The sequence below is a fragment of the Micromonospora sp. HM134 genome (assembly GCF_007833915.1).
GTDB lineage: Bacteria > Actinomycetota > Actinomycetes > Mycobacteriales > Micromonosporaceae > Micromonospora > Micromonospora wenchangensis.
In genome coordinates this window covers 6,094,488-6,119,245 of sequence record NZ_CP041061.1, presented here as the reverse complement: position 1 = coordinate 6,119,245, position 24,758 = coordinate 6,094,488, and the positions used below count along the sequence as shown (strand labels likewise).

Sequence of the window (24,758 nt, the reverse complement as noted above, 5' to 3'; positions counted from 1 at the left end):
TCATCGGCACCATCGAGTTGATCAGGGGTGGGGCGGCCGGGGTGAGGGACGGTCGGGTGACGACACGGCGCCATCCCGCCCCGGAGATCGGATAGCGTCGGGTCATGCCCGACAGCGGTTACCCCTGGCCCATCGAGACGACCCGACTGGACAACGGCCTGCGCGTGGTGGTGAGCGAGGACCGCACCGCCCCGGCGGTCGCGGTCAACCTCTGGTACGACGTGGGCTCCCGGCACGAGCCGACGGGACAGACCGGCTTCGCCCACCTCTTCGAGCACCTGATGTTCGAGGGCTCGGTCAACGTCGCCAAGACCGAACACATGAAACTGATCCAGGGCGCCGGTGGCTCGCTCAACGCCACCACCAACCCGGACCGGACCAACTACTTCGAGACCGTCCCGGCCGAACACCTGGAACTGGCCCTGTGGCTGGAGGCCGACCGGATGGGCGGCCTGGTCCCCGCGCTCACCCAGGAGACCCTGGACAACCAGCGGGACGTGGTCAAGAACGAGCGGCGGCAACGCTACGAGAACGTCCCGTACGGCGACGCCTGGCTGCGGCTGCTCCCGCTGCTCTACCCGCCGGGGCACCCCTACCACCACGCGACGATCGGGTCGATGGCCGACCTGAACGCCGCCGACCTGGCCACCTTCCAGGCGTTCCACCAGACCTACTACGCGCCCGACAACGCCGTGCTGACCGTGGTCGGCGACGCCCCCGCCGCCGAGGTGTTCACGCTGGCGCAGCGGTACTTCGGGGCGATCCCGGCGCGCGGTGACATCCCCGCCGCGCCGGACGGGCACACCGTCGCCGGCACCGGCCGACCCGCCGTCGAGACGGTCACCGCCGACGTGCCGGCCGCCCGGGTCTACGTCGCGCACCGCACCCACCCGTTCGGCAGCACCGGCTACGACGTGGCCACGGTGGCCGCCACCGTGCTCGGCAGCGGCCGGGGCAGCCGGCTCTACCAGCGGCTCGCCGACGGCGAACGGCTCGCCCAACCGGACCTGGTCGGGGCGTACGGGGTGGACCTGGCGCACGCCCCGGCACCGGTGATCGCCACCGCCACCGCCCGCCCCGGGGTGAGCGCCGAACAGCTCGCCGCCGGGGTCGCCGAGGTGGTCGACGAACTCGCCACCGTGCCGGTCACCGCCACCGAGCTGGACCGGGCCAAGGCGCTGCTCAGCACCGCCTGGTGGCGGCAGATGTCCACGGTGGACGGCCGGGCCGACGCGCTCGGCAGGTACGCCACCCAGTTCGGCGACCCGGCGAGGACCGCCGACCGGCTGCCCGGCTGGCTGTCGGTGACCGCCGGGCAGATCGCCGAGCTGGCCGCCGACGTGCTCACCCCGGCCGACCGGGTGACCCTGACCTACCTGCCGGAGGAGACCCGATGACACTGATCACCACCCGGCCGGGTCCGGGCACCGCCCGCCCGTACCGGTTCCCGACGGTGGTCCGGCGGGACGTCGCCGGTGGCCGGGTCGTCGCCGCGCACCTGCCCGGCCAGACCCTCGCCGTCGCGCTGCTGCTGCTCGACGCGGGTGCCGGCCGGGAACCGGTCGGCAAGGAGGGCCTCGGCGCGGTGCTGGCCAAGGCGCTGGAGGAGGGCACCGCGCAGCGGGACGCCACCGGGTTCGCGCTGGCCGTCGAGGGCCTCGGCACCGAACTCGCCACCGGGCTGGACTGGGACAGCTTCCAGGTCAGCGTCCAGGTGCCGGTTGACCGGCTCGGCGCGGCGGTGGAGCTGCTCGCCGAGGCGGTGCGGACGCCCCGGCTCGACCCCGACGACGTGCGCCGGGTCCGCGACGACGAGGCGACCGCGCTGCGGATGGACTGGGCCAACCCCGGCCCCCGGGCCGACGCGGTGCTCCGCGCCGACCTGTTCGGCGCGGACAACCGGTGGGGCCGCCCGCTCTACGGCGACCCCGGCTCGGTGGCCGGGCTGGACGTGGAGGACGTCACCGTCTTCCACTCCGAGTGGTTCCTGCGCCCCGGCACCCTGATCGTCGCCGGTGACCTGGACCGCCTCGACCTCGACGCGCTGGGCGCGGCGGCGTTCGCCGGCACCGGCGGCGGCCCCGCCGAACTGGGCGGCCCGATCGACGTGCCGCTGCCCGCCGGCCGGCGGATCATCCTGGTGGACCGGCCCGGCTCGGTGCAGTCCACGCTGCGGCTGGGCCACCCCGCGCCGCACCGCGCCCACCCCGACCACGTGCCGATGACGCTCGCCGGCACCGTGCTGGGCGGGGCGTTCACCTCCCGGCTCAACCACCTGATCCGCGAGGTACGCGGCTACACGTACGGCATCCGGGGCGACTTCGCCTCGTCCCGCCGGTTCGGCCGGTTCGCGGTCAGCTCCGGGGTGCAGACGGCGGTGACCGCGCCGGCCCTGGTCGAGGCGGTCGGGGAGATCAGCCGTACCCGGGCCGGCGGGGTGACCGAGGACGAGCTGGCGGTGGCCCGGTCCTGGCGGGCCGGGCAGCTCTCGGTCGAGTTGCAGAGCCCCCGGGCGATCGCCTCCGCGTTGACCACCCTGGTCGTGCACGACCTGCCCGACGACTACCACGCCCGACTGCGGGAAGCGCTGCTCGCCGCCGACGTGGCGCAGGTTTCGGCAGCCGCTGCCACCCACCTGCACCCGGAGGCGCTGACCCTGGTCATCGAGGGCGACGCGGCGGCGATCCGGGACGAGCTGGTCGCCTCCGGGCTCGGCGAGGTGACCGACCACGTCGGCTGACCGGCGTCGGCGCGACCGGGGCGGTGTGATTCCGGTCGCGCCGCCCCGGGGGCGCCGGGCCGGGCCGGCGGTGCGGATGCTGCGGCCGGACGGCCCGGCCACGGCCGATCTTCCGGGGCTTCGGGGCGTACCGTCGGGTGGTTTCCGGCACGGCGAGCGGCGTGGGCGGTGACCGGCCGGGCGGGCGGCGACCCGGGCGGTGGGAAAGGCTTCCCGGTGTGGGCCTGCGGCTGGGTAGCCTCGCGGGCATGAGGATCGGCATTGTGGGAGCCACCGGCCAGGTCGGTGGGGTCATGCGGCAGGTGCTGGCGGAACGCGAGTTCCCGGCGGAGCAGGTGCGGTTGTTCGCCTCGGCCCGGTCGGCCGGGCGCACCCTGCCCTGGCGGGACGGCGAGGTCACCGTGGAGGACGCGGCCACGGCCGACTACTCCGGGCTGGACATCGTGCTGTTCTCCGCCGGCAAGGGCACCGCGAGGGAACTGGCCCCCCGGGTCGCCGCGACCGGCGCGGTGGTGATCGACAACTCGTCGGCGTTCCGCACCGACCCGCAGGTGCCGCTGGTCGTCGCCGAGGTCAACCCGCACGCGCTCGCCGACCGGCCGAAGGGCATCGTCGCCAACCCGAACTGCACCACGATGGCCGCGATGCCGGTGCTGCGCCCGCTGCACGACGAGGCCGGCCTGGTCAGCCTGGTCGTCGCCACCTACCAGGCGGTCTCCGGGGCCGGCCTGGCCGGTGTCGCCGAGCTGGACGAGCAGGTCCGCAAGGTCGTCGAGGGGGCCACCGCGCTGACCCACGACGGGTCGGCCGTCGAGTTCCCCGCGCCGCGCTCGTTCGCCCGGCCGATCGCCTTCAACGTGCTCCCGCTGGCCGGTTCGATCGTCGACGACGGTTCGTTCGAGACCGACGAGGAGCAGAAGCTGCGCAACGAGAGCCGCAAGATCCTGGAGATCCCCGAGCTGAAGGTTTCCGGCACCTGCGTCCGGGTGCCCGTGTTCACCGGCCACTCGTTGCAGATCAACGCCCGGTTCGCCCGGCCGATCACCCCGCAGCGGGCCCGGGAACTGCTCGACGGTGCGCCGGGGGTGGCACTGTCGGACGTCCCGACGCCGTTGCAGGCGGCCGGCCAGGACCCGACGTACGTCGGCCGGCTGCGCGCCGACGAGACCGTCGAGCACGGCCTCGCGCTGTTCTGCGCCAACGACAACCTGCGTAAGGGTGCCGCGCTGAACGCCGTGCAGCTCGCCGAGCTGGTCGCCGCCGAGCTGCGCTGAGGGGCGTGTTACCTGCTCGGGGCCGGCGGGTAGACCGCCGTGCCGACACCGAGAGGGGAGCACCATGACAACGGTCGGAGAGTTCATGACGACCCGGTTGGTGACGATGGACGGCAACGACACCCTCGCCGCCGCCGCGCAGGAGATGCGGGACAGCGCCATCGGCGACGTGGTGGTGACCAATGGTGACGACGTGGTGGGGATCGTGACGGACCGGGACATCACCGTCCGGGGGGTGGCCGAGGATCTCGACCCGAACCGCACCCGGCTACGGGAGATCACCAGCCGGGACGTGATCACGGTCAGCCAGTACGACGACGCGGTCGCCGCCGCGGACCTGATGCGCACCTACGCCGTACGCCGCCTGCCGGTGGTCGACGACGGCCGGCTGGTGGGCCTGGTGTCGATGGGTGACCTCGCGGTGGAACGGGAACCCCAGTCGGTGCTCGCCGACATCAGCGCCGACGACCCCAACAACTGACGTCCGCCCCGTCCGACGCCGGCCTCCGGGACCTCCCGGGGGCCGGCGTCGTCGTGTGCGCCGGTCGTGCTCACCCGATCCGGGCGAGGTTGACACCGGGCGGTGCGGGGACCCCGTGCGGGTACCGGCAGGTCGATGCGACGACGGGGGAGAGGGCCCGATGGTGGACGCGACCACGAGGTTCTTCGAGAGCCTGAACCGGCGGGATCACGAGCCGCTGCTGAACAAGGCGGCCGGGACACTGCGCTTCGATCTGCACGAGGGGGCGCAGACCACCCACTGGCTGCTCCGGGTGGACCGGGGGAAGCTCACGGTCAGCCAGGAGGACCGGGAGGCCGACACGGTCATCGGCACCACGCCGGAGCTGTTCGAGGAGATGGCCGCCGGGCGGGAGAACGGCCTGGCGGCGGTGCTGCGCGGCGACATGACGGTCACCGGTGACGCCCGGCTGGTGGTGCAGATCGAACGGATCTTCCCCGGTTCCCCGGACGCGCAGGGGCCGCGCCGGCTCCACCATCGGGAGGTGCGGTGATGGGACAGAGCAACACGATCCGGATCCTGGACGGCAACACGTTCGTCGTCTCGGAGGAGACCGGTGACATCGAGGCGACGCCGACCGAGCCGACCGGCCTGTTCTCCCTGGACATGCGGTTCCTGTCCCGCTGGGTGCTGACCATCAACGGGGAACGGCTCAACGCGCTGTCCTACGACGACCTCCAGTACTACGAGGCACGGTTCTTCCTGGTGCCCGGGATGGCCACCCACTACGTCGACGCCAAGCTGTCGATCATCCGGGAACGGGCTGTCGGCGGCAGCTTCCGCGAGAAGCTGACCATCCTGAACCACGACGAGAAGGCGGTCGACCTGGAGATCCGGATGGACGCCGGGGCCGACTTCGCCGACCTCTTCCAGGTCAAGGACGAGATCCTCAACAAGAAGGGCGAGTTGTACGCCGAGGTCGAATCCGACCGGCTGCGGCTGGGCTACCGGCGGGGCAACTTCGTGCGGGAGACGGTCATCTCGTCGTCCCGGCCGGCCTGCTACGACCGCAACGGGTTCGCGTACTCGGTGCACCTGGAGCCCAACGAGCAGTGGGACGCCGAGATCGACGTGCAGACCTTCGCGGTCGGCCCCGGGGGGCGTGACCTGCGGCTCGGGGTGACGGTACACGGCCACGAACGGCTCGCCCTCCAGCACGACCTCCAGGAGTGGATCGCCAAGGCCCCCAAGGTCAACAGCGAGCACGACCGGGTGGCCGCCACCTACCGGCGCAGCCTGATCGACCTGGCGGCGCTGCGGTTCGCGCCGCTGTCGCTGGGCGGCCAGACCCTGCCCGCCGCCGGCCTGCCCTGGTTCATGACCATGTTCGGCCGGGACAGCATCCTGACCTGCCTCCAGGTGTTGCCGTTCGCCCCCGAGCTGTCCAAGACCACGCTGCGCATCCTGGCGTCGCTTCAGGGCAGCCGGTTCGACGACTTCCGCGACGAGGACCCGGGCCGCATCCTGCACGAGATGCGCTACGGCGAGACGGCCGCCTTCGAGGAGCAGCCGCACTCGCCGTACTACGGTTCGGTGGACGCCACCCCGCTGTTCGTGGTCCTGCTCGACGAGTACGAGCGGTGGAGCGGTGACGTCGCCCTGGTCAAGGAGTTGGAACGGGAGTGCCGGGCGGCGCTGAAGTGGATCGACGAGTACGCCGACCTGGCCGGCAACGGCTACATCTGGTACGAGCGGCGCAACACCGAGACCGGCCTGGAGAACCAGTGCTGGAAGGACTCCTGGGACTCCATCTCGTACGCCGACGGCAGCCTGCCGCCGTTCCCCCGGGCCACCTGCGAGGTGCAGGGGTACGCCTACGACGCCAAGCTGCGGGCGGCCCGGATGGCCCGGGAGTTCTGGGGTGACCCGGCCTTCGCCGACCGGCTGGAGCAGGAGGCCGCGGCCCTGAAGGAGCGCTTCAACCGGGACTGGTGGGTGGCCGACGGGGAGTTCTACGCGCTGGCCCTGGACCCGGACGGCCGGCAGTGCGACGTGCTCAGCTCCAACATCGGGCACCTGCTGTGGAGCGGGATCGTCGACCACGACCGGGCCGAGAAGATCGCCCGGCACATGGTCGGGCCCCGGCTGTTCACCGGGTGGGGCGTGCGGACCCTCGCCGAGGGGGAGGTGCGGTACAACCCGATCGGCTACCACAACGGCACGATCTGGCCGTTCGACAACTCCTTCATCGCCTGGGGCCTGCGGCGGTACGGCTTCGCCGAGGAGGCCGCCATCATCGCCAACGGCATTCTCGACGCGGCCACCTACTTCGACGGGCGGCTGCCCGAGGCGTTCGGCGGTTACCCCCGGGAGCAGACCAAGTTCCCGGTCGAGTACCCGACGGCGTGCAGCCCGCAGGCCTGGTCGACGGGGGCCCCGCTGCTGCTGTTGCGCACCATGCTCGGGCTGGAGCCGCACGAGGGGCACCTGGCGGTGGAGCCGGTGCTGCCGGTGGGGATGGGCCGGATCGAGGTGCTGGACATCCCGGGTCGCTGGGGACGGGTGGACGCCTTCGCCCGGGGCCGGTTCGACCGGCACAAACTGGCCGAGTGAGCGGCGGCGGCACACGCCACGGTGCGTCGGCTCCGCCCTACGGTTCCGTAACCTACGCGGGGTAAAGTAACCGGATGCCGGAACTCGTGTACCCGCCCGTGATTGCCGCTGCCAAGACGCTGTTCCGGGTCCTCGACCTGCGCCTGACCGTGGACGGCAACCAGCACGTCCCGCGTACCGGCGGGGCGGTGCTGGCCAGCAACCACGTGAGCTACCTCGATTTCATCTTCTGCGGGTACGGGGCGCACGCGTCCCGGCGGCTGGTGCGGTTCATGGCCAAGCACGACGTCTTCGCGCACAAGGTGTCCGGCCCGCTGATGCGCGGCATGAAGCACATCCCGGTGAACCGCGCGGCGGGGGTCGGCTCGTACAACACGGCGGTGGACGCGTTGCGGCGCGGCGAGGTGGTGGGCGTCTTCCCCGAGGCGACGATCAGTCGCTCGTTCACGGTGAAGGAGTTGAAGAGCGGGGCGGCCCGGATGGCGCAGGCAGCGGAGGTGCCGCTGGTGCCGGTGGCGCTGTGGGGGACCCAGCGGCTCTGGACCAAGGGTCGGCCGAAGACGCTGACCCGGCGGCACACCCCGATCACCATCCTGCTGGGCGAGCCGATGGACCCGGGCGCGTACCCGGACGCCAACACGATGACGGCGGAGCTGAAGACCCGGCTGACCGCGCTGGTCGACCGGGCCCAGCAGGAGTACCCCGACAAGCCGGCCGGCCCGGACGACTCCTGGTGGCAGCCGGCGCACCTGGGCGGCACCGCGCCCACCCCCCAGGAGGCCGCCGAACTGGACCGCCGCCCCCGCCGCTCCACCGCATCCTGACCGCCGGTCCCCTTCCCTCGTGACTCCTATTCGCTGCCGCTGCCGCTGCCGCTGCCGCTGCCGGGGGCGGGGGCGGGGGCGGTGCGGACTTTTCGGGTGGACGGAGGCCGGAAGGTCGGGGGAGAGGGTGGTGGGTTCGCGTCCTTTCGAGCTGACGACGTCAGCGAGTCAGACGTATCCGGTCCGACCGGCCGACCCGATCGGCGTGGCCGGCTGGTCCCGATCCGGCCGGGTTGGTCGACGCGGCCGGCTGGTCTGACTCGGCCGGGTTGGTCCACGCGGCTGGCTGGTCTGGCTCGGTCGGGTCGGTCGACGCGGTGGCTCGGCCTCTGTGGTGAAGCCGATTACGCCCCCACCACTGACGACCTGCGATGCAACCGCCGCCCACCGGTCCGGTACCCGGGGGGCGACCACCGTCGGCGATTCGTCAACGTCATCAGGTCGAAAGGGCGCTGAGAGGTATACCTACCGGCCGTCCGGCCAGACCAGGCAGATGGGCCAGACGAGGCCCAGACAGACCACACCCGGGCCAGACCACACCCGGGCCAGACCACACCCGGGCCAGATCAGCCCAGGTCAGCTCAGCCCAGGTCGGTCAGGGTGGGGTCAGCTGCCGACCGCGTCCTGACCGGCGCGCTCGGGGACCCGGTAGTAGTCGTCGCGGGAGAGGAACTCCACCGGCAGCGACCCCGGCAGGGTCACCCGCGCCTCACCGGTCAGCGGCGGGGCGGTCGCCCGGCGGATGAGCACGTCCCGCTCCGGCGGTGCCAGTTCCACCAGTTCGGGGTGGGTGACCCGGAAGCAGGCCACCGTCCGGCGGATCAGCCGGGCCAGCTCGGTCACCGGGCCCACCGCGCCGCCCAGCGCCAGGGCCGGCTGCTGGATCGTCCGCAGCGCGTCGCAGACCACCAGCAGTTCCGCCTCGGCGGTGCCCTGTGCGGTGGGCCGGCCGGTGGTACGCAGCTCCAACCGGGACGGCCACTGCCAGCGGACCTGCCCGCTGACCAGGCGCGGCAGCCGGACATTGCGGCGGTGCCGGACCCCCGTCGCGTCGATCTTCCCGGCGACCAGGGCCAGGTCACCGGCGAGGCAGACGTAGGCGAGTCGGCGGTCGGTGACGGTGATCGAGGCGGGGGCGGGGAGCACCCAGTGCCGCCGGGCGCCGGTCGGGCTGATCAGGCAGCCGGCCACCGACGTCGGGTACCGGCCGAGCACCCGTTCGCCGGGTTCCGGGACGAGTTCGTAACGCCGGTCGAGCACGGGAGCGGAATCGTCCTCCGGCGCATCGAACCGGTGCGGTGCGATGAAGAACGGGGACATGTTCTCGCGCATCGTCACGACCTCCCCCGCGCAGTGGTCTTCTGGCGTCCAGCCTCGCCGAGTCGTGACGGGCTGTCATGACACCCGTTAGGGGGTCGGCCGGTCGTACGACGCCTGTGACCGGTAGATGCCGATCTCCTCCGGCCGGATGAGACCGTCCTCGATCGCCCGGGCCAGTAACGCCGCCTTCGTGGCGGCCGGTCTACCCGCCCGGGTGTACTTGATCCGGGCCCGGTCCACATATTGTTTGACGGTGTGCTCGCTGATCTGCATCCGGCGGGCCACCGACGCCTTCGACATCGACTGGAACCACAGCAGCAGCGCTTCCCGCTCCTTGTCCGACAGGGCCGGACGGTCCGGGCGCGGATCGCCCACCATCGCCCCGGCCAGGGCCGGCGGCACGTAGGGGCGGTCGCTGGCGGCGGCCAGCACCGTGGCCACGCAGTGTTCCCGCCCCTCGTGCTTGGCCAGGAACGCGGTCGCCCCGGCGTCGAGCGCGGCGAGCATGGTCGCCGGGTCGGTGTGCTCGGAGTAGACCACCACCCGCCGGCCGTCGGCGCTCAGCTCGGCCAGCTTGTCCAGCACCATCCGCCCGCGCAGCCGCAGATCCAGCAGGATCACGTCGGCCTCCGGGGCGGTCCGCAGCACCAGATCCGGGTCGTCGCCGGTGGCGAGCACCCGCAGCCGGGGCTCGGTGGACAGCCAGGCCCGCACACCGTCGATCACCACCGGATGGTCGTCGACGATCGACACACCGACCGGGCGCTCCCCGCTCATGGCCTGCGCCATCGGGTCTGCGTCCACCTGATCTCCCCGTCCCGCTCATGTACGTGTTCCACCTGGTCGTCGTCGCCGGCCCGGGTGGTCGGCGGATCGGCCGCCCCCGGGCCCTGTCCGTCCGGGGTGACCAGACTGACCGCCACCTCGTCGGGGCCGGCCACCACGGTCAGCCGGGCCCAACCGGTGGCATCGGCCAGGGCGGCGGCCAGCGGGTCGGCCAGCCGTCGACGGACCTCCACCGGCAGGGGCGGTGGCGTGCCGATGGCGATCAGCTCGATCGGCAGCCCGTTGCGTTCGGCCAGGTCGGCTGCGGCCCGCAACTCGTGCAGCAGCGGGTCCGGCACGTCGTCGGACTCGGCGATCAGGCGACGCAGCCGGGTCGCGGCGAGCACGCACCGCCGTTGCACGAACGGGTCGCCCGGGTCGGCGCGACCGTCGGCCAGTTCCGCCAGCACCTGCTCGGCGGCCCCGCCGACCAGCGCGAGCCGGGCCCGCCGGTCCGCCCAGGCCCGTTCGGCGGCGTCCCGTTCGGCGCGGACGGCGAGGGTCGCGGTGGCGGTGTCGGCGCGTTCCCGGGCGAGGGTGGCGATCACCGCCGCACCGGTGAAGACCGCCACCGGCAGCGACGAGGTGCCGTAGACGTACATCGCGTAGCGGGTCAGGTCGGCGGGGGCGGTCGCCCCGTCACCGACCAGCGCGGCGAGCGCGATCACCGCGTGCCCGGCCAGCAGGACGATCATCCAGCGGATCCGGCGACCCCACAGCACCACCACGAGGAACCAGGCCAGCCCCGTCCACGCCCAGTTCGCGGCGGCGAAGAGCTGCTCCCGGCCGGCCGCCGCGAAGACCGCCGCGTCGACCGTCAGCAGGGCCGCCGCCAGCGGCAGCGCCGGTGGCAGCAGGCCGTGCAGCAACCGGTGCGCGGCGTACCCGCCGATGGCGCAGGCGGCCAGCCAGCCCGCCGCGACCACCGTGGGGGCGGCCAGCGTGGGCCAGGCGCCGAGCAGCGCCGGCAGCCCGATCGCGAAGTGCCACACCAGGGCGATGGCCACCGCCGCGATCCGGGCCCCCCGGTCCGAGGCCCGGCCCACGTCCACCGCAGGGCTGTCGGGCACCGCCACGGCGTCGGACCCCGCCGGGCCCGTCGGCCGCACTGTCGGCGGGGGTACGCGGGCCGGCGCGGTCGCGCTCAGCTCAGTCGACATGCGGCCACTCCAGCCTGATCCGGGTGCCCACGCCAGGGGCGGAAGTCACCACCGCCCGGCCACCGACCTCGGCCATCCTGCCCCGGATCGACTCGCGTACCCCGTACCGGTGCAGGGGGACGGTGGCCGGGTCGAAACCGGGACCGTCGTCGACCACCTCGACCCCGATGCCGCCGTGGTCGCGGCCCAGCCGGACGGTCACGGCGGCGTCCGGCGCGTGCCGGGCCACGTTGGCCAGGGCGGCGGCGGTGGCGTCGACCAGGGCGGCGGTCACCCCCGCCGGTGCCGCGCAGGGCGGCAGCGTGGCCGTCACCCGTAACTGCGGGTGGGTGGCGAGCAGCGCGCGCAGGCCGGCGTCGACGTCGCCCGGGCCGGCGTCGCCCGGTTCGCCCGCCGGGGCGGACCGGGCGTGCGCGAGGCGGACCAGGGTACGCAGGTCGGCGGCGGCCCGGTCACGTAACGCCGCCGAGCCGGCCGGCAGGGCGCCCAGCCCGACCATGGTGAGCGTGGCCAGGACGGTGTCGTGCAGGTCCCGGTTCTGCCGCCGTTCCACCTCGCGGGCCGTCCGGGCCAGCACCACGTCCCGGCGCAGGCGCTGGAAGTCGGCGAAGGCGGTGTCGGCCCGGCCGATCCAGCGACGCATCACCGCCGCCATCATCGCCGCGCAGGCCGTCTGCATGAGCAGGGTCGCCGCGTGCGCACCGGCCTCGACGGTGTTGCCGGCGGCCGAGGTGCCGGCCGCGTAGCCGGCGGTGACCAGCAGGCCCGCCGGCACCGACCAGCGGGCCGGCGCGGTGGCCTGCGCGTTGATCACGGTGGTGCTGGCCAACACGGCGAGCCAGCTACCCTCGCCGGGCAGCACCTCCGGGGCGACCAGCAGCGGGGCCAGCAGGCTCGCCGCGACGGTGAACGTGACGTCCCCGGCGACGAGTCCCGGGCCGATGCCGACCCGCAGGGCCCGCGCCGCGTACCACAGTGACCAGCCGGTGAGCGCGGCCACGGCAGCCAGCAGCAGCGGCACCCGCACCGGTGGGGTACGCACCGCGAGCGCGGTCACCGCACCGAACAGCCCGCAGGTCAGCCGCAGCAGCGCCGGCAGGGTGGTGAAGATGAGTTGGAGCGCGCCACCGGCCGGCCGCTCCAGTAACGACGGTGACGAGGTCGGAGCGGGTAGGGCCGACATCGGGGGGAGGGCGTCCTTCGGGCGGTGACCCGTCCGGGTCTGCTCGGCGGTGCATCGAAGCCGGAGAATAGCATGAGCTGCCCTAACTGTTTACCTTTGGTGTGCGGCGTGTCGATCCGCCGTACCCGGGTGCCAGACCACCGGCAGCCGGGCGGCTCACCGGCCGGCCCAGCCGGTCGGGTTGGTGCACGACTCCCGGGAGATGCCGGAGCCGGTCCGGGGCGACTCGCCGAAGCGCTGCCGGTGCAGCCGGGCGAAGAAGTAGCCCATGCCCTGGAGGTAGCCGTCGGGCAACGCCCAGGTCGGGTCGGCCCGGACCGCCTCGTAGAACTCCCGCCCCAGCGCCAGCACGTGACCCCGGCCATAGAGGAAACCGTCGTCGGAACCGTCGATCACCGCGTGCACGTCGGCCCGGTCGATGTCGTACAGCTTGCGCTCGGCGACCCGGTCCAGGTCGGTCAGCTCGGGGCCGGACAGGTCGGCGCAGAGTTGGCCCAACTGGTCGAGGAAGGCGTCCAGCCAGCCGTCGATCGCGTACACGCTGTCGTCGTCGGCGGCCCGGTCGCGGGTGAGCAGCGCCCGGCGCAGCGCGGCCGGCTCGGGGCCGAGCCGCTCCCAGGCGGCCTCCACCAGGGCCCAGAACCGGGCCTCCTCCTCGGCCGTGGGCAGGCGGTTCGCGGTTTCCGTGTCACTCATGGGCAGCACCGTAGCGGGCGGCCCCGACGTTCTCCGGGCAACGACGTACCGCCGACATGGGACGCCGGGGCCGCCCACCCGGGCGGGCGGCCCCCGCCGGGTTCAGCGCGGTCCGCGAGGTACCGCGCGGACGAAGGTGGACCAGGCGGCCGGGGGGAACCGTAACGCCGGGCCGGACTGGTCCTTGCTGTCCCGTACGCCGATCGGGCCGGGCAGGTTGTCGGCCACCTCGACGCAGTTGCCGCCGCTCCCGCCGCTGCGGGTGCTCTTGCGCCAGACGGCCCCGGCCAGGTCAGTCATGCTCGCTCCTCGATGATCGCCCGGATGATTTTCTCTGTTGCCGCCTCGTCGGCCGCGAGCGTCTCCAGGTCGGCCCAGACGCGGTCGTAGGCGGCGACCTCCGCCGGCTTGTCCAGATAGAGCGCGCCGGTGATGTTCTCCAGGTAGACGGTAGTCGGCTCCGTCGATGCCCGCCCGAACGCCTGCGGGAAGTCCAGCAGGACGAAGGTGCCCGTCTCGCTGGCCAGCGGCGGGCCGGCGGTGAACGGCAGGACGCGCAGGCTCACGTTGGGCAGGGTGGCCATGTCGAGCAGGTGCCGCAGCTGCCCGGCCATCGCCTGCCGGTCGGGGAGGGTGCGCCGCAGCACCGCCTCGCTCAGCACCACCTTGAGGGTGGGCGCGCTGGGCAGCCGGCGGGTCAGGACGTGCTGGCGCTGCATCCGTACCTCGACGAGCTTTTCGCGCTCCGCCGGGCTCATGGTGGGATTCTTGCGGCGGAACAGTTCTGCCGCGTACTCGCGGGTCTGGAGCAGACCCGGGATCAGTTCCGCATCGTATTGACGCAGCGTCGACGCCGACGATTCGAGGCCGACGTAGAGCGAGAACCAGGACGGGACCACGTCGCCGTAGGAATGCCACCACCCCTTGGCGCGGGTCTCCCGGGCGAGCCCGGCGACGATGGACGTCATTTCCTCCGGCACCCGGTACATCGCGCACATGGCGCGGGCGTCCACCACCCGCACCGGCACCAGGCCCTTCTCGATGCGCCACACCTTCTGCCGGGAGCAGTCCAGCCCCTCGGCCGCGCTGTCCAGGGTGACCGAGGCATCCTCACGGAGCTGGGTAAGTAGCCGGCCGAGCTGCCGCCGGGGGACGGTGGAACCGCTTGTTTCCTCCGTCATGCAACATCACCGCACCCCTGATGCAACAACAATTGTTTCCCCTCCGCCATTTCTCTCCTCCGTTCCTCGCGCGTCAAATCGACCCGACATTAGGGGGAGGGTGAGGTGTTGCGCAAGGTGTCGGTCGTGTCGCACTGTGTGAATCGCCGGACGGTGATCTGGGCGTGGAGAAAGGCGTCGACAATAGCCCGCTGTCCCGCTCGTTGCGAATAGCGCGCGGGCGGGGCGGCGCTATTTCCGGAAAGGACACCCGATGTGTGCCACCTGCGAGCGCGGAGGCCGGCCCGGGGTGGCGTCGTGACGGCCCGCCGCGAGATGCCGCTGCTGGTCCGGCTGGCGTGGGACTGCCTGGACCAGCACCGCCACCGGCGGTGCGGGAGGTGTGCCGAGGCCGGGTTCTGCCCGGTGGTGGAGGCCGCCCGGCACCGGATCAGGGAGTGGCGCAGGTTCCGGCACGTCTGGGGGCGGCGGTGAGCGCGCCGCTGCCGAAGGCGGGTGACCTGGTGGACGTGGGCCGGGCGGCCAGTGTGCAGTTCGTCAGGCCGATCAGGTGCCGGGTCATCCGGGTGCTCGACTGGATCACCTACGACGGATGGTGCTGGCTCGACGTCTACCAGCTCGACGCCAAGGGGGACGCGGTGGTCCGGCGCTCGATCTTCGTACGGCCGGCGGGGTTGGCGACGGTGCGGCCCGCGCCGGTGCCGCGCGCGCCGGGCCGGGCGGGGGTGACGCCGAACATGCGGCAGGGGCCCCGGCCGGCCGGGTTGCCGCCGGCGGACGGTGGGCGGGGTACGGCGGGTGCGTCGCCCGAGCGCCGGCCGGCGGGCGGCCGGGGTGCGGCCGGTAGGGGGTGACGGGTCAGGGCGTCGTGGTGGCGGCGAAGTAGGGTTCGGCCGCCTCCAGCCGGGGGACCCGGATGCCCAGCCGGCGCGCCTCCGCCAGGGTGTCGCGGCAGACCGCGCGCAGCTCCTCGGGGTTGGCGTGCGCCTGCGTCACCCGGCGCATCGGCGGGAAATGCCCCATCAGCCAGGACATGGCCGGTGCCGCCAGCCAGAGGGGTGCGGTGAAGGGGAGCAGCTCGGCGCGGTGCCGCCGCAGGTCGACGCCCCGCGCCTCGACCAGCGGCAGCAGCTCGCGGGTGGCGAGGATCGCCTCGCGGAGGTCACCGGTGGTCAGGTTGGACAGTGTGCCCCGCCGCAGGCTCTGGGTGTGCAGGCCGGCGTTCTGGGCGAAGTGGACCGACAGCCAGCCACGGAAGTCGGCGTTTTCCCGGACCCGGAACCCGGCCGCCCGGAACACCTGACGCACGGCCTGCTCGCGCTCGGTCGGCGGCCGGTCGAGCGTGCCGAGGAAGACCACGGGCAGTAGGGACGCGCGCAGCACGCCGTCGTCACCGAAACCGCCGCCGGCCCCGGGGAAGCCCCAGGCCAGCTGGTCGGCCGGGAGGTTGGCGGTCGCGGTCAGCGGCTCCACCCACAGGTTGTTGAAGACGAGCACCGTGGCCCCGCCCACCCGGGGCCCGAGGAAGGCGGCCGCCTCGGCGAAGCCGTAGTGCTGCACGCTCAGCACGATCAGGTCGAAGTCGTGGTCCGGCTCCAACGATTCGCGGTAGCGCACCGGCCACGTCTCGACGACCCGCCGGCCCCACGGCCGCCGCCGGGCGTCGAGCAGGTCGAGGTCGATCGCCTCCCCGTACGTCGCCGCCCGCCCCGGGCGGACGTAGAACTCCACGTGGTGGCCCGCCCGTTCCAGGGCCCACCCGTAGGTCGCGCTGATCACGCCACGGCCGAACATCAAGATCTTCACGCGCACCTCGGGAGCTACAATCGGAGACCATCTCCACTTCCAAAATATGGAGACAGTCTCCACTTGTCAACGCGAGGCCCCCACATGACCGACGCCAAGCCGCTGCGCGCCGACGCCCGCCGCAACCGCGACGCCCTGCTCGCCAAGGCCCGCGAACTGTTCGCCGAGGGTCGCTACGACCTGCGCTTCGACGACTTCGCCAAGCTGGCCGGCGTCGGCACCGGCACGCTCTACCGCCACTTCCCCACCCGGGAAGCCCTGGCCGAGGCGGTCTACCGGGAAGAACTCGCCGCCATGTGCGACCGGGCCCGCGAGGCGCGGACCACCCTCCCCGCCGACGAGGCGCTGGAGTCCTTCCTGCGCGGATTCGTGGCCCACCTGCACGACCACGAGGGCCTCGCCCGCACCCTGTCCACGCTGATGGCCGCCCGCTCGGGCGCGCTCGCCGAGGGTGCCGAGGCCCTCGGCCGGGCCGTCACCGACCTGCTGGCCGCCGCCGTCCGGGCCGGGAAGATCCGCGACGACGTGGGGGCCGGCGCGGTCATGATGGCCCTCCAGGGCATCTGCGCGGCCTACGGCCACCCGGCCTACCGACCCGACGCGGACGGGGTGATCACCCTCGTCCTCGCCGGCCTACGCCGACCGGCGCGGTGAACGGCCTGCGCCGGTGTGCTGCCCCGTCGGGTGTCGTCGGCCTGTCGTCGGGTGTCGGTCTTGTGTTGTCGGCCGGCCGTCGGGGCTCGGCGGCCTGTCGCCGGGGGAGCGGTGGAGGCGGGGCGTGGTGCGGGCGTCCCTCGTCCGCCCGCACCACGCCGGTGGCTCAGGTGTCGTAGCGGCAGGTGCCGCCGGTGTTCGCCGTGCAGTCGTTGAGCTGGAGGCTGTCCAGGTTGATGGCCTGGTTGCCGGTGGTGGACTGCGCCGGCACGTTCACGGTGAGCCGCACGCTGGCGGCGTTCGCCGGGGCGGTGGCCGTCGTCCGGTACTCCAGCCAGTTGCCGGCGAGCGTGTCGGTCGCTCCGGTGCTGGTCGACAACAGGGTGCCGCCCGAGTTGTACCAGGCGAGCTGGAGTTGGGTGTTCACCGCCGTGCCGCTGCGCAACCGGGTGAACAGCTTGTACGTCCGGCCGGCGGTGACCGTTGCCCGGTTCGTCAGCGAGATCGACGACGTGTTGGACGGCCCGGTGTAGGTGTTGAACTGGACCGACCGGCGGCCGTCGAAGTAGGTGCAGGAGTTCGTCGAGACGCCGCAGGCGGGCGTCACCTGGTGCCAGCCGCCCGACGAGGTGAACGTCGACGTGCTGCTGCTCGGGGTGGCGGCCTCGACCGTGCGCTGTTCGGCGGTGAGCAGGTCGTTGTTCGCGCCGACGTCGCAGCAGACCGGGGCGGTCAGCATCGGGTGGTTCGCCACGTTCACCTTCGCCGTCGACGGGCTCGGGTCGAGGTAGAAGCTGGCCGACAGCTCACTCGGGTCGTAGTAGCTGCGGAACCCCGGATCGGTGTTCCAGTTGTCCCACCAGCCGTACATGATGTCCGGCACGTAGGAGGCCCCCGTCTCGGCCATCCAGGCGTGCCCGGCGCCGAGCACGTGCAGCAACTCGTGGCCGGCGACGCCGGTCGTCCACGACTCGGTCACCGCCGAGCAGTGCACGCCGCTGGAGTTGCCGCCGGACGGGCACTGGTAGGCGTCGGAGTTCGAGGCGAAATCGGTGAACACCAGGTAGATCCGGTTGCTGTCCTGGTATCCGGCAGAGACCAGGTCGCTGCGGACCGTACTGGCGGGGGTGTTCGGGTTCGCCCCGGCGTCGATCTTCTCGGGCACGACCAGGGCGCGGGCGTAGCCGGCGTACGTGCTGGTGTCGTAGCCGGTGCGGCAACTGAAGTTGTAGTGCTGGTCATAGTTGGTCGACTCGTCGAGCGCCCAGTCGATCCGGTCCACCACCTTGGCGATGTACTCGACGTTGGCCTCGTAGTTGTTGCCGACGCCGTCGTGCCAGGCGTAGATCACCTGGACGGCGGGGGTCGCGCCGGTCGGTGCGGCCGGGTCGGCGACGGTGGACGCGCAGCCGCGCTTGGGCACCGTGGGCATGCTCGGCTGCGCGTACGGCTGGGCCGGCTCGGTGCCGGGCCCCCAGGCCAGGGCCGGGGTCGGGGCGGAGAGCACCGCGAGGGCGGTGGCCAGGGTGGTGGCGGCGACGGCGGCGAGGGTGCGCGGCCGGCGGGTCCGGAACGGGGACCGGGGCAAGGATGCTCCTCGGTGGGTGGCGGACACTGCCGGTTGACAGTGCGTATCCATCCAAACGATTTGCGTGACATGGATCAATGTTGATGGATGGTGAACAAGGTCATTCCCAGGTCCTGGATATGCGCTTGCCCGCTGGCCGACAACCTGTCGTGACTGATCCGTCACGGTTGGTGGATCGGGTGGGGTGAGCCGTTGTGTGGGTCGGCGTGGGTGCGCCCGGCAGGATTCGAACCTGCGGCCTTGGGATTAGAAGTGGCATTCGCGTCATGGTCCCTGGTTTCGGTGGTTGCTCTAGCTGCTCAAACAGCTTCCCTGGAGTGCCTGAGCTTCCTTGTTGGGCGGTATTTCGCACCACGATTAGCTCCATGGCTGGTGTGTGGCGGTGGGGTGGATGTTGCGAGAGGTGATGACGCTCTGTGGTAGCCCGTTGATCGGCGCGGTGGAACCCGCCGAGGGCTGTAGCTATGTGTCATAGGTTGATGACATCGTGTTGTGGTGACGACGACACCCAAGCCTCGCGCCGAAGGCGCTGGCGAGCGAAGGAACCTCCCTGCGGCGATGGTGGCCGCTCTCTGGACTGTCAGCAACGGGCAGTGCTATGCCCCGAACTGCCCCATGCCCGTCGTTCTTGAGGTGCGACCGGGTGTCTACCAGAAGAACTCGCAGGTGGCCCACATCTACGGCGTGAAGCCGAATGCTGCTCGGTTTGAAGGAGAGATGCCACCGGAGGAACGCGATTCCTTTGCCAATCTGCTTCTGCTCTGCCTCGCGCATCATCAGGAGGTGGATGGCGACGAAAGCAGGTATACGCCCGAGGTACTGAAATCCTGGAAGACTCGCCACGAGGGTGCCGCAGGCGCTGTGCTCGCTAGATTGCGCCTGCCTGACGCCGAAACGCTCGGCGAGCTGCTGACGGAGCTTGCTGAACCCCCTCTACAGCGGCTTGAAGCCGTCACCAGGCGGTTGGAGGAAACCGGTGTGGCGAACTCTGAAACGGTCATGGAACTGAAGGGCATCATCGCAACCCTGTCGGCAGCCGGGGATGGTATGAGCGGTCAGACTGCGCGATCCCTGGCCTACGCCGCTGAAGTGCTTGGTGCGAGCACTTTCGATAGCAGCGCACGCGCTGCTGCGTATGCTGCCGAGGTTTTCGAGGGAGGAATCTTCGAAAACACTACCCGGGCTGTTGCTGAAATCGCTGAGAACTTGCCGCGCATCGTAAATCGACTGGAGAGGGCCGTTTCTCAGATGAAGCAGTTCCACTAGCTTCCGATGTGGTAAGCCGGCCGTGGGCGCGTGCCGGCGAGGCGAGCCAGAGCAAGAGTCGAACAGGGAGGTTGATTCTCGAAGGTCAAAGTTGATGGGTAGATGGCCGCTGCCTGGCGACGGTCAAGACCTTGGTCTAAATGGCGAGAATGGCCGAAACCCTGCACGGGCAGGGTTTCGGCCATTCTCGCCATTTGAGCCAGCGGGTTACGCGGGTCTGCGGCTTGCCGTTGCGGGCAGGGCGTGGACGGTGCCGGTGGTCTGGTGGACGTCGGGGTGGACGAGGAACGCGGGCGACGGTGGGCGTCCTGCTCCGGTGCGGGCGGGTGGGTCGAGTTGGCGCAGGTAGCCGTGGATTTCGAGTAGGGATAGGACGGGGTCGAGGTCGGCGGCGGTGGGGATCTGGCTGCGGACGGCCCGGTACAGCTCCTTCTTGGTGAACGTGGTCGAGTTGGTGCGTTCGATCCAGGCGAGCACGAGTCGGGCGTAGCGGGTGCTCTTGTCGGTGCCCATGTCGTCGAAGGCGGCCAGGGCGTGAGCGGCGAAGTATTCGCCGAGCAGCGCGGCCCGCTCGACAGTTTCGGCGGTGACCGGCTTGCCCCAGCCGTCGCGGAGGTGTTCGGCGAGGTGGATCAGCCCGGCGAGGCGGACCACTGCGCCTGTGTACTTGCTGCCCCAGTCCACGACGTGTCCCCATGCGCCGCCGGGGGCGAGGCGTGGCTCTACGGCGCGTTCGATGTCCAACACGCGTTCGTTGGCTTCCGGGGTGAGCGGGAGCACGGCAGGGTCGGTCCATTCGGCGAGGGTGGCGACCAGTGCGCCGAGGTTGGTGGTGTAGGCGGTGGCGATGGGTTCGGGTACCGGGTCGGCACCGATCTTGCGTCGGCCGACGGTGTTTTCCGGCAGGCTGAACAGGATTCGGGCCAGCAGCCCTTTGCCACGGAAGCCGGGCATGTCGGCGATGTCGCGCAGCACGTCGGGTTGTACGGCCAGGCCGAGGGTGAGGGCGGGGTGCTCGACGTGTTCGGGGGCGCGGGAGCGGCGGTTGACTCGCAGCATGTCTCCGGCGTGGCCTTTGAGGAACACTTCGAGGTTGGGGGTGCCGGAGTAGCGGCCGGCGATGGTGGCGAAGATGCCGCCTTCGGGTGAGAGGACGGCGAGGCGTCCGCCTTGCTCGGCGAGCAGGGATGCGGCTTCCTCGCTGGTGACGTCGTCGGCGACCAGTTGCGGTAGGACAGGGACGGTGACGGCGTCGGCGTTCATGGCGGCGGCGGTTGCTTCGGCGAGCAGGGTGTCTCGGCCGGAGGTGTCGGCGTTTGCGGCGGCGATGGCGGCTTTCTCGGCCGTTTTGCCGGCCACGCGGGCGGCGAGTTCGGCTTCCACGATCGCCGGTTTGACGCGCTCGACAAGGGTCTTCTCGGCGGCGAGCAGCGGCCCGGTCATGGCGGCGAACACGGCTGACTTGCGGGAGCCGGGCGGCAACACGACGACGGTGAACAGGTTGGTCGGTTCGCGCCAGGAACCGCGTACCTCCACTTCGGCGCGGCCCCCGGCGGCGGTGGAGAGAGCGGCCAGGGCGATGCAGCCGGCGAGGTCGACGGGGGTTTGGGTGAACTCGGCGACGGCGTAGACGTGCTCGGCGACCCAGCCGGGCAGGACGTAGGCGGGGAACTCGGGGAGGTGGCGGCGGTCGCCGAGCGGGATCAGCGGCGCCCACTGGGTGCCGGTGGCGGCGTGGTCGAGCATGGCGCGGCCGGTGGCGAGGATGTCGGCGACGTCTGCGCCCTGGTCGGCTTTCTCGGCGAAGTAGGTGCCGAGGTCGGCGACCTGGCGGCGGCGGGCGTGGTCGGCGACGATCCGCGCGTAGTGCCCGGCGTTCGCGGTGGTGGGTACGGCGGCAATGAGGGTGTGCAGGTACGGGGCACCGCCGACCTTGGCGAGGTCGCCGGTTGCGGCGAGGTGGGCGGCGAGGGCGATCGGGTCGACGGGTTCGCCGGTGGCGTGCATCGCGCAGAGCGTTTCCCACAGCCGGCCGTGCGCGGGTCGGTGGAAGTCGGCCGGGGCGAGCGTCGGGGCGAGGTCGGCGACGACGGAAGGGTTGAGCAGTGCAGCGCCGATGACGGCCTGCTCGGCGGCGTGGTCGTGTGCGGGAGGTCGGGTCACGATGACGTGCTCCTGTCGTGAGGCGGGGAGGGCAAGTCAGGCGGCGGTGCGGCCGGGTTGCGCCCGGCGGGTCACGGCGGCGTGGGTCACCAGGTCGCGCAGATCGGCAAGCAGGGTGCCGAGCTGGCGGCGGGCGGCCGGGTCGACGTCGGCCAGGGCGACGCGTACGCGGATCTCGGCGTGCTCGCGGCCGTCGCTGGCGCGTACGCGGACGAGGACGGCCCGTGCGTGGCCGGGCAGGTCGACCAGGATCTCTGCCGATCGGTGTTCGGCGAGGTTGCAGCGGTGGTCCCGGGCGCACCACTCGGTGTGGTGATCAGGGCCGGTACGGCGGCGGTTCATTGGTTGCCGGCCCGGTACTCGGCACGGATGTAGTCGGCGATGCGGCGGCCGGTGCGGACGCGGATGCCGGTGCCGTCGCAGCGGGGGCAGTCGCGTCGGGTGCCGATCGCGGTGCGGTGGGAGCGCCGTCCGTGGCAGCACCGGCAGCGTCCCCACGGGGACACCGCACACAGGATCAGGTACCACGCTGCGTAACCGGGTAGGAGAAGGCTAGCGAGCAGGGCGATGGTGGTCACGAAGTGCCTCCACAGGCCGGATCAGGGGCGTAGAGGGCCGCCGCCGCTAGTTGTTAGGGCGCTGGCCGGGGATCGGATGGGGTGCTAGCGGGGGTGCTAGGTCTAGCGGGGGCCGCCGCTAGACCTAGCACCCGATCGCTGTCCGGGTTAGGCGGCTTTGTCGCCTCGCCGCTTGTGACGCTCCGCAACCGCATCGGCGATGTCGGCCCGGTCGATGCCGCGCCGGTTCGCGCCCTTGCCGGTGGCCGGGTCGGTGCCCCACACCTGCCCGGTGGTGATCCCGTAGGGCTTGAGCGCGGCGGTCAACTGGTCGCGGGTCAGATCCCCGTAGGCGTCGGGGTTCAACTCGGCGAGGCGTTCGGTCAGCGTCTCCGCCCACACCTTGGGCTCGGTCGCCGGGACGACGGTGAGGATGTCGTCCAACAGAGTGTCCCGGCGTGCCGCCGGGGTGGCTGGCGTCTGCCCGATGGCGTGGCCGGTGAGCGTCCCGGCTGCCTCGCGGAGGGTGCGTGCCCGGTCGGTGATCTTCTCGGCGGTGGGGCCGTCGACGTAGAAGGTGCGGACGATCTGCGCGTCGTCTGCTGCGCCGACGAGGTAGCCGACGCCCTTGTCCTTCTTGGCGAACATGGTCGCCCGGATGCCGTTCTTGTACGCCGAGGTGCCCAGGATCATGTCGTTCTCGATCTGGCCCATGACCCGCAGGCAGAACCGGGTACCGGCGTTCGCGGACACTCCGGTCGGAAGGCTCTTCGCGTCCGGCCGCTGGGTGGCGACGACGAGGATGACGCCCAGGGCGCGACCGAGCTTGATGATTTTCTCGGCCAGTTCTCCGGCTTCCTTGCCGAACTCCGGGTGCGAGAACAGTTCCTGCACTTCGTCCAGGGCGACCACGAGCCAGTGCAGGCCGAGCTTCTTGCGGCGGGCCAGTTCGGGGGTGACCTTGTTGTCCGGGCACACGGCCTTGGGTAGGCCCTTGATGATCGCGGCGCGGCGCTGGCATTCCTTGCGCAGCTCCCGCAACGCCAACAAGCCCTCTTCGGCGGTGTCGTCGTCCTGCCCCGACGCGTACCGGGCGGACACCTTCTCCAAGGGGTCCAAGCCGCCGGTGCCCTTGAAGTCGAAGCACCACAGTTCCGCGTACGGGTCCAAAGCGGCGGCCAGCATCGGCACCTGCGTGGCGGCGGTCTTGCCGTAGCCGGGAATCGACCCGATCAGCAGATTCGTATACGGCAGCTCGAACGAGATGACCCGCCCGCGCGGGTCGGTCCCGAACGGCACCGGCCGACCCAGGTCGAACCCACCCGACGCCTTCAGTAGCGGCCAGGCGGCCGGCTTGGTCGCGGCCATGTCCTGATCGCCCACCCACAGCAGCAGCCGGCCCGGGTGCACCTCCGGTTGCCCTTCGGGCCACACGCAGCCGAGGGGGCGGGTGAGGCCGGCGGCGAGCCGGTCACGCCGCTCGATCACGTCCCCGGCGGTGACCCCGGGGGGTAGGTCGATGTCGGCTCGCCAGCCGGGGCCGTCGCGGGTGATCGGCGCGGTGAACGCGATGGCTCGGTGTCCCTGCTTGGCGATGGCCTGGGTGATGCCGGCGATGCCGAGCACGGCTAGGGCGCGCACGACCACGTCGGAGGTGAGGCGGGCGACGCGGGGGATGACCACGGCGGTGTCGAGCAGCGGCTTGTCGGCCGGCTGCCCCAGCAACCCGCACAGGGTGACCAGCATGGCGAGCACTGCCCACCGCGCCCACAACGGGGCCAGGGCGACGGCGACGCCACCGGCCAGGGTGACCGCGAGGGTGAACGTGGTGACGATGCCTCGCCAGCGGACGCGCCGGTCACGCTGCTTGGACAGCTTGAGGTACAGCTCACCGTCGCGGGTCTGCGAGGTCGACTGCCGCAGGTGCTCGCCTTCCCAGTCGAACAACCACCGGGTAGCCCCGGACACCAACCGGGCCGCCCCGGCCGGGGCGCGCAGGGCGAGTTTCCCGGCGTACTTCGGCAGCCGGAGGGCGTGATAGCCGGTGGTGTGCAGCAGATGCCCCACCGCCCACCGCATCACGTCGACCAGCTCCGTTCGGGAGCGCAGCCACGCGGGCAGGATCGGCCGACGCTGCCCCACGCGGGCACCGTCGAGGGTGAACCGCGGGGACCGCTGCGCGTCCGGGGAGTCGACCAGCAGCGGCCCGCCGTCGCCGATGTCGTCGGGGTTGGTGGTGCGGGCGGTGCGGGCGGCGTCGAGGTCGACCACGTTGGTGTCGGGGGCGTCGTCGGTCAGGTCGCGTTCGGCGGCTCGCCAGTCGAATCGGTTGTCATCGTGGGGGGACGTCATGGTGGGTGTTCCTCCGTGTGGGGTTGTGGCAGTGGGCGAGGGCCGGCGGCGCGGCGCGGGTTGGTAGCCAGGTGGCCGCGCCGCCGGGCAGGCAGG

23 protein-coding genes and 1 pseudogene are annotated in these 24,758 nt (G+C 71.9%); 11 read left to right on the top strand and 13 right to left on the bottom strand.

From position 1 onward, the window contains the following. The first annotated feature begins 104 nt into the window (after nucleotides 1-104). The 7 genes from FJK98_RS26480 to FJK98_RS26450 all read left to right on the top strand — a co-directional run bounded on the left by FJK98_RS26480 (nucleotide 105) and on the right by FJK98_RS26450 (nucleotide 7,911). Nucleotides 105-1,397, top strand: coding sequence for a pitrilysin family protein (locus FJK98_RS26480; RefSeq protein WP_145921392.1), 1,293 nt, complete (start codon nucleotides 105-107; stop codon nucleotides 1,395-1,397). Further along, the gene (locus FJK98_RS26475; protein ID WP_145921391.1) at nucleotides 1,394-2,740 is read left to right on the top strand and encodes a pitrilysin family protein; all 1,347 of its coding nucleotides are present in this window, start codon (nucleotides 1,394-1,396) and stop codon (nucleotides 2,738-2,740) included. The genes FJK98_RS26480 and FJK98_RS26475 overlap by 4 nt, the downstream gene beginning before the upstream one ends. A gap of 248 nt (nucleotides 2,741-2,988) precedes the next feature. Beyond that, nucleotides 2,989-4,014 (top strand): aspartate-semialdehyde dehydrogenase, encoded by a 1,026-nt coding sequence (locus tag FJK98_RS26470; RefSeq protein ID WP_145921390.1) that lies wholly within the window; start codon nucleotides 2,989-2,991, stop codon nucleotides 4,012-4,014. A 64-nt stretch (nucleotides 4,015-4,078) separates the two neighbouring features. Continuing rightward, entirely contained in the window at nucleotides 4,079-4,495 is a 417-nt protein-coding gene (locus FJK98_RS26465; protein WP_145921389.1) for a CBS domain-containing protein, read from the top strand. A 160-nt stretch (nucleotides 4,496-4,655) separates the two neighbouring features. Continuing rightward, nucleotides 4,656-5,027 (top strand): SCP2 sterol-binding domain-containing protein, encoded by a 372-nt coding sequence (locus tag FJK98_RS26460; protein ID WP_145921388.1) that lies wholly within the window; start codon nucleotides 4,656-4,658, stop codon nucleotides 5,025-5,027. Further along, the gene (locus tag FJK98_RS26455; protein ID WP_145921387.1) at nucleotides 5,027-7,087 is read left to right on the top strand and encodes a glycogen debranching N-terminal domain-containing protein; all 2,061 of its coding nucleotides are present in this window, start codon (nucleotides 5,027-5,029) and stop codon (nucleotides 7,085-7,087) included. The genes FJK98_RS26460 and FJK98_RS26455 overlap by 1 nt, the downstream gene beginning before the upstream one ends. A 74-nt stretch (nucleotides 7,088-7,161) precedes the next feature. Further along, on the top strand, nucleotides 7,162-7,911 hold the full coding sequence (locus FJK98_RS26450; RefSeq protein WP_145921386.1) for a 1-acyl-sn-glycerol-3-phosphate acyltransferase: 750 nt from the start codon (nucleotides 7,162-7,164) through the stop codon (nucleotides 7,909-7,911). Between the two features lie 606 nt (nucleotides 7,912-8,517). On the opposite strand, the gene FJK98_RS26445 is transcribed toward FJK98_RS26450, so the two are convergent. From FJK98_RS26445 to FJK98_RS26415, 7 genes are all read right to left on the bottom strand, one after another. Continuing rightward, nucleotides 8,518-9,243: a hypothetical protein gene (locus FJK98_RS26445; RefSeq protein ID WP_145921385.1), complete on the bottom strand. Its 726-nt coding sequence runs from the start codon at nucleotides 9,241-9,243 to the stop codon at nucleotides 8,518-8,520. Nucleotides 9,244-9,318: 75 nt separating this feature from the next. Next, nucleotides 9,319-10,035 carry a response regulator transcription factor gene (locus FJK98_RS26440; protein WP_145921384.1) on the bottom strand — a complete coding sequence of 239 codons (717 nt, stop codon included), beginning with the start codon at nucleotides 10,033-10,035 and terminating at the stop codon, nucleotides 9,319-9,321. Continuing rightward, complete coding sequence (locus FJK98_RS26435; protein ID WP_194821537.1) at nucleotides 10,005-11,216, bottom strand: hypothetical protein; 1,212 nt, start codon at nucleotides 11,214-11,216, stop codon at nucleotides 10,005-10,007. Before FJK98_RS26435 ends, FJK98_RS26440 begins: the two co-directional genes overlap by 31 nt. Continuing rightward, on the bottom strand, nucleotides 11,206-12,399 hold the full coding sequence (locus FJK98_RS26430; RefSeq protein ID WP_145921383.1) for a sensor histidine kinase: 1,194 nt from the start codon (nucleotides 12,397-12,399) through the stop codon (nucleotides 11,206-11,208). Before FJK98_RS26430 ends, FJK98_RS26435 begins: the two co-directional genes overlap by 11 nt. Nucleotides 12,400-12,555: 156 nt before the next feature. Beyond that, on the bottom strand, nucleotides 12,556-13,095 hold the full coding sequence (locus FJK98_RS26425; RefSeq protein WP_145921382.1) for a DUF4240 domain-containing protein: 540 nt from the start codon (nucleotides 13,093-13,095) through the stop codon (nucleotides 12,556-12,558). Between the two features lie 102 nt (nucleotides 13,096-13,197). Then, nucleotides 13,198-13,395: a DUF397 domain-containing protein gene (locus FJK98_RS26420; RefSeq protein WP_145921381.1), complete on the bottom strand. Its 198-nt coding sequence runs from the start codon at nucleotides 13,393-13,395 to the stop codon at nucleotides 13,198-13,200. Then, nucleotides 13,392-14,276: a helix-turn-helix transcriptional regulator gene (locus tag FJK98_RS26415; RefSeq protein WP_145921380.1), complete on the bottom strand. Its 885-nt coding sequence runs from the start codon at nucleotides 14,274-14,276 to the stop codon at nucleotides 13,392-13,394. Before FJK98_RS26415 ends, FJK98_RS26420 begins: the two co-directional genes overlap by 4 nt. 297 nt (nucleotides 14,277-14,573) lie before the next feature. Here FJK98_RS26415 and FJK98_RS33380 point away from each other — a divergent pair, with 297 nt between their 5' ends. Both FJK98_RS33380 and FJK98_RS34390 read left to right on the top strand, forming a co-directional pair. Then, a complete protein-coding gene (locus tag FJK98_RS33380; RefSeq protein ID WP_168222554.1) occupies nucleotides 14,574-14,750 on the top strand; it encodes a hypothetical protein in 177 nt (58 codons plus the stop codon). Nucleotides 14,751-14,758: 8 nt separating this feature from the next. Continuing rightward, nucleotides 14,759-15,041, top strand: a pseudogene (locus tag FJK98_RS34390) (hypothetical protein); the annotation flags it as partial. Nucleotides 15,042-15,134: 93 nt separating this feature from the next. Here FJK98_RS34390 and FJK98_RS26405 read toward each other — a convergent pair. Beyond that, nucleotides 15,135-16,082 carry a ketopantoate reductase family protein gene (locus tag FJK98_RS26405; RefSeq protein ID WP_145921379.1) on the bottom strand — a complete coding sequence of 316 codons (948 nt, stop codon included), beginning with the start codon at nucleotides 16,080-16,082 and terminating at the stop codon, nucleotides 15,135-15,137. 84 nt (nucleotides 16,083-16,166) lie between these two features. Here FJK98_RS26405 and FJK98_RS26400 point away from each other — a divergent pair, with 84 nt between their 5' ends. Beyond that, on the top strand, nucleotides 16,167-16,736 hold the full coding sequence (locus FJK98_RS26400) for a TetR/AcrR family transcriptional regulator (protein WP_145921378.1): 570 nt from the start codon (nucleotides 16,167-16,169) through the stop codon (nucleotides 16,734-16,736). Nucleotides 16,737-16,902: 166 nt separating this feature from the next. Here the strand turns inward: FJK98_RS26400 and FJK98_RS26395 are convergent, their stop codons facing one another. Next, nucleotides 16,903-18,324, bottom strand: a complete 1,422-nt coding sequence (locus tag FJK98_RS26395) for a hypothetical protein (protein ID WP_145921377.1) — start codon at nucleotides 18,322-18,324, stop codon at nucleotides 16,903-16,905. A 495-nt stretch (nucleotides 18,325-18,819) separates the two neighbouring features. Between FJK98_RS26395 and FJK98_RS26390 the strand changes: the two genes are divergently transcribed. Beyond that, nucleotides 18,820-19,590 (top strand): hypothetical protein, encoded by a 771-nt coding sequence (locus FJK98_RS26390; RefSeq protein ID WP_240762374.1) that lies wholly within the window; start codon nucleotides 18,820-18,822, stop codon nucleotides 19,588-19,590. Between the two features lie 207 nt (nucleotides 19,591-19,797). Here FJK98_RS26390 and FJK98_RS26385 read toward each other — a convergent pair whose 3' ends face one another. From FJK98_RS26385 to FJK98_RS26370, 4 genes are all read right to left on the bottom strand, one after another. Then, nucleotides 19,798-21,753 (bottom strand): DUF3987 domain-containing protein, encoded by a 1,956-nt coding sequence (locus tag FJK98_RS26385; RefSeq protein ID WP_145921376.1) that lies wholly within the window; start codon nucleotides 21,751-21,753, stop codon nucleotides 19,798-19,800. A 36-nt stretch (nucleotides 21,754-21,789) separates the two neighbouring features. Next, a complete protein-coding gene (locus tag FJK98_RS26380; protein WP_145921375.1) occupies nucleotides 21,790-22,095 on the bottom strand; it encodes a hypothetical protein in 306 nt (101 codons plus the stop codon). Beyond that, a complete protein-coding gene (locus tag FJK98_RS26375; RefSeq protein WP_145921374.1) occupies nucleotides 22,092-22,331 on the bottom strand; it encodes a hypothetical protein in 240 nt (79 codons plus the stop codon). The genes FJK98_RS26380 and FJK98_RS26375 overlap by 4 nt, the downstream gene beginning before the upstream one ends. Nucleotides 22,332-22,478: 147 nt before the next feature. Next, complete coding sequence (locus tag FJK98_RS26370; protein WP_145921373.1) at nucleotides 22,479-24,662, bottom strand: cell division protein FtsK; 2,184 nt, start codon at nucleotides 24,660-24,662, stop codon at nucleotides 22,479-22,481. Between the last annotated feature and the right edge of the window lie 96 nt (nucleotides 24,663-24,758).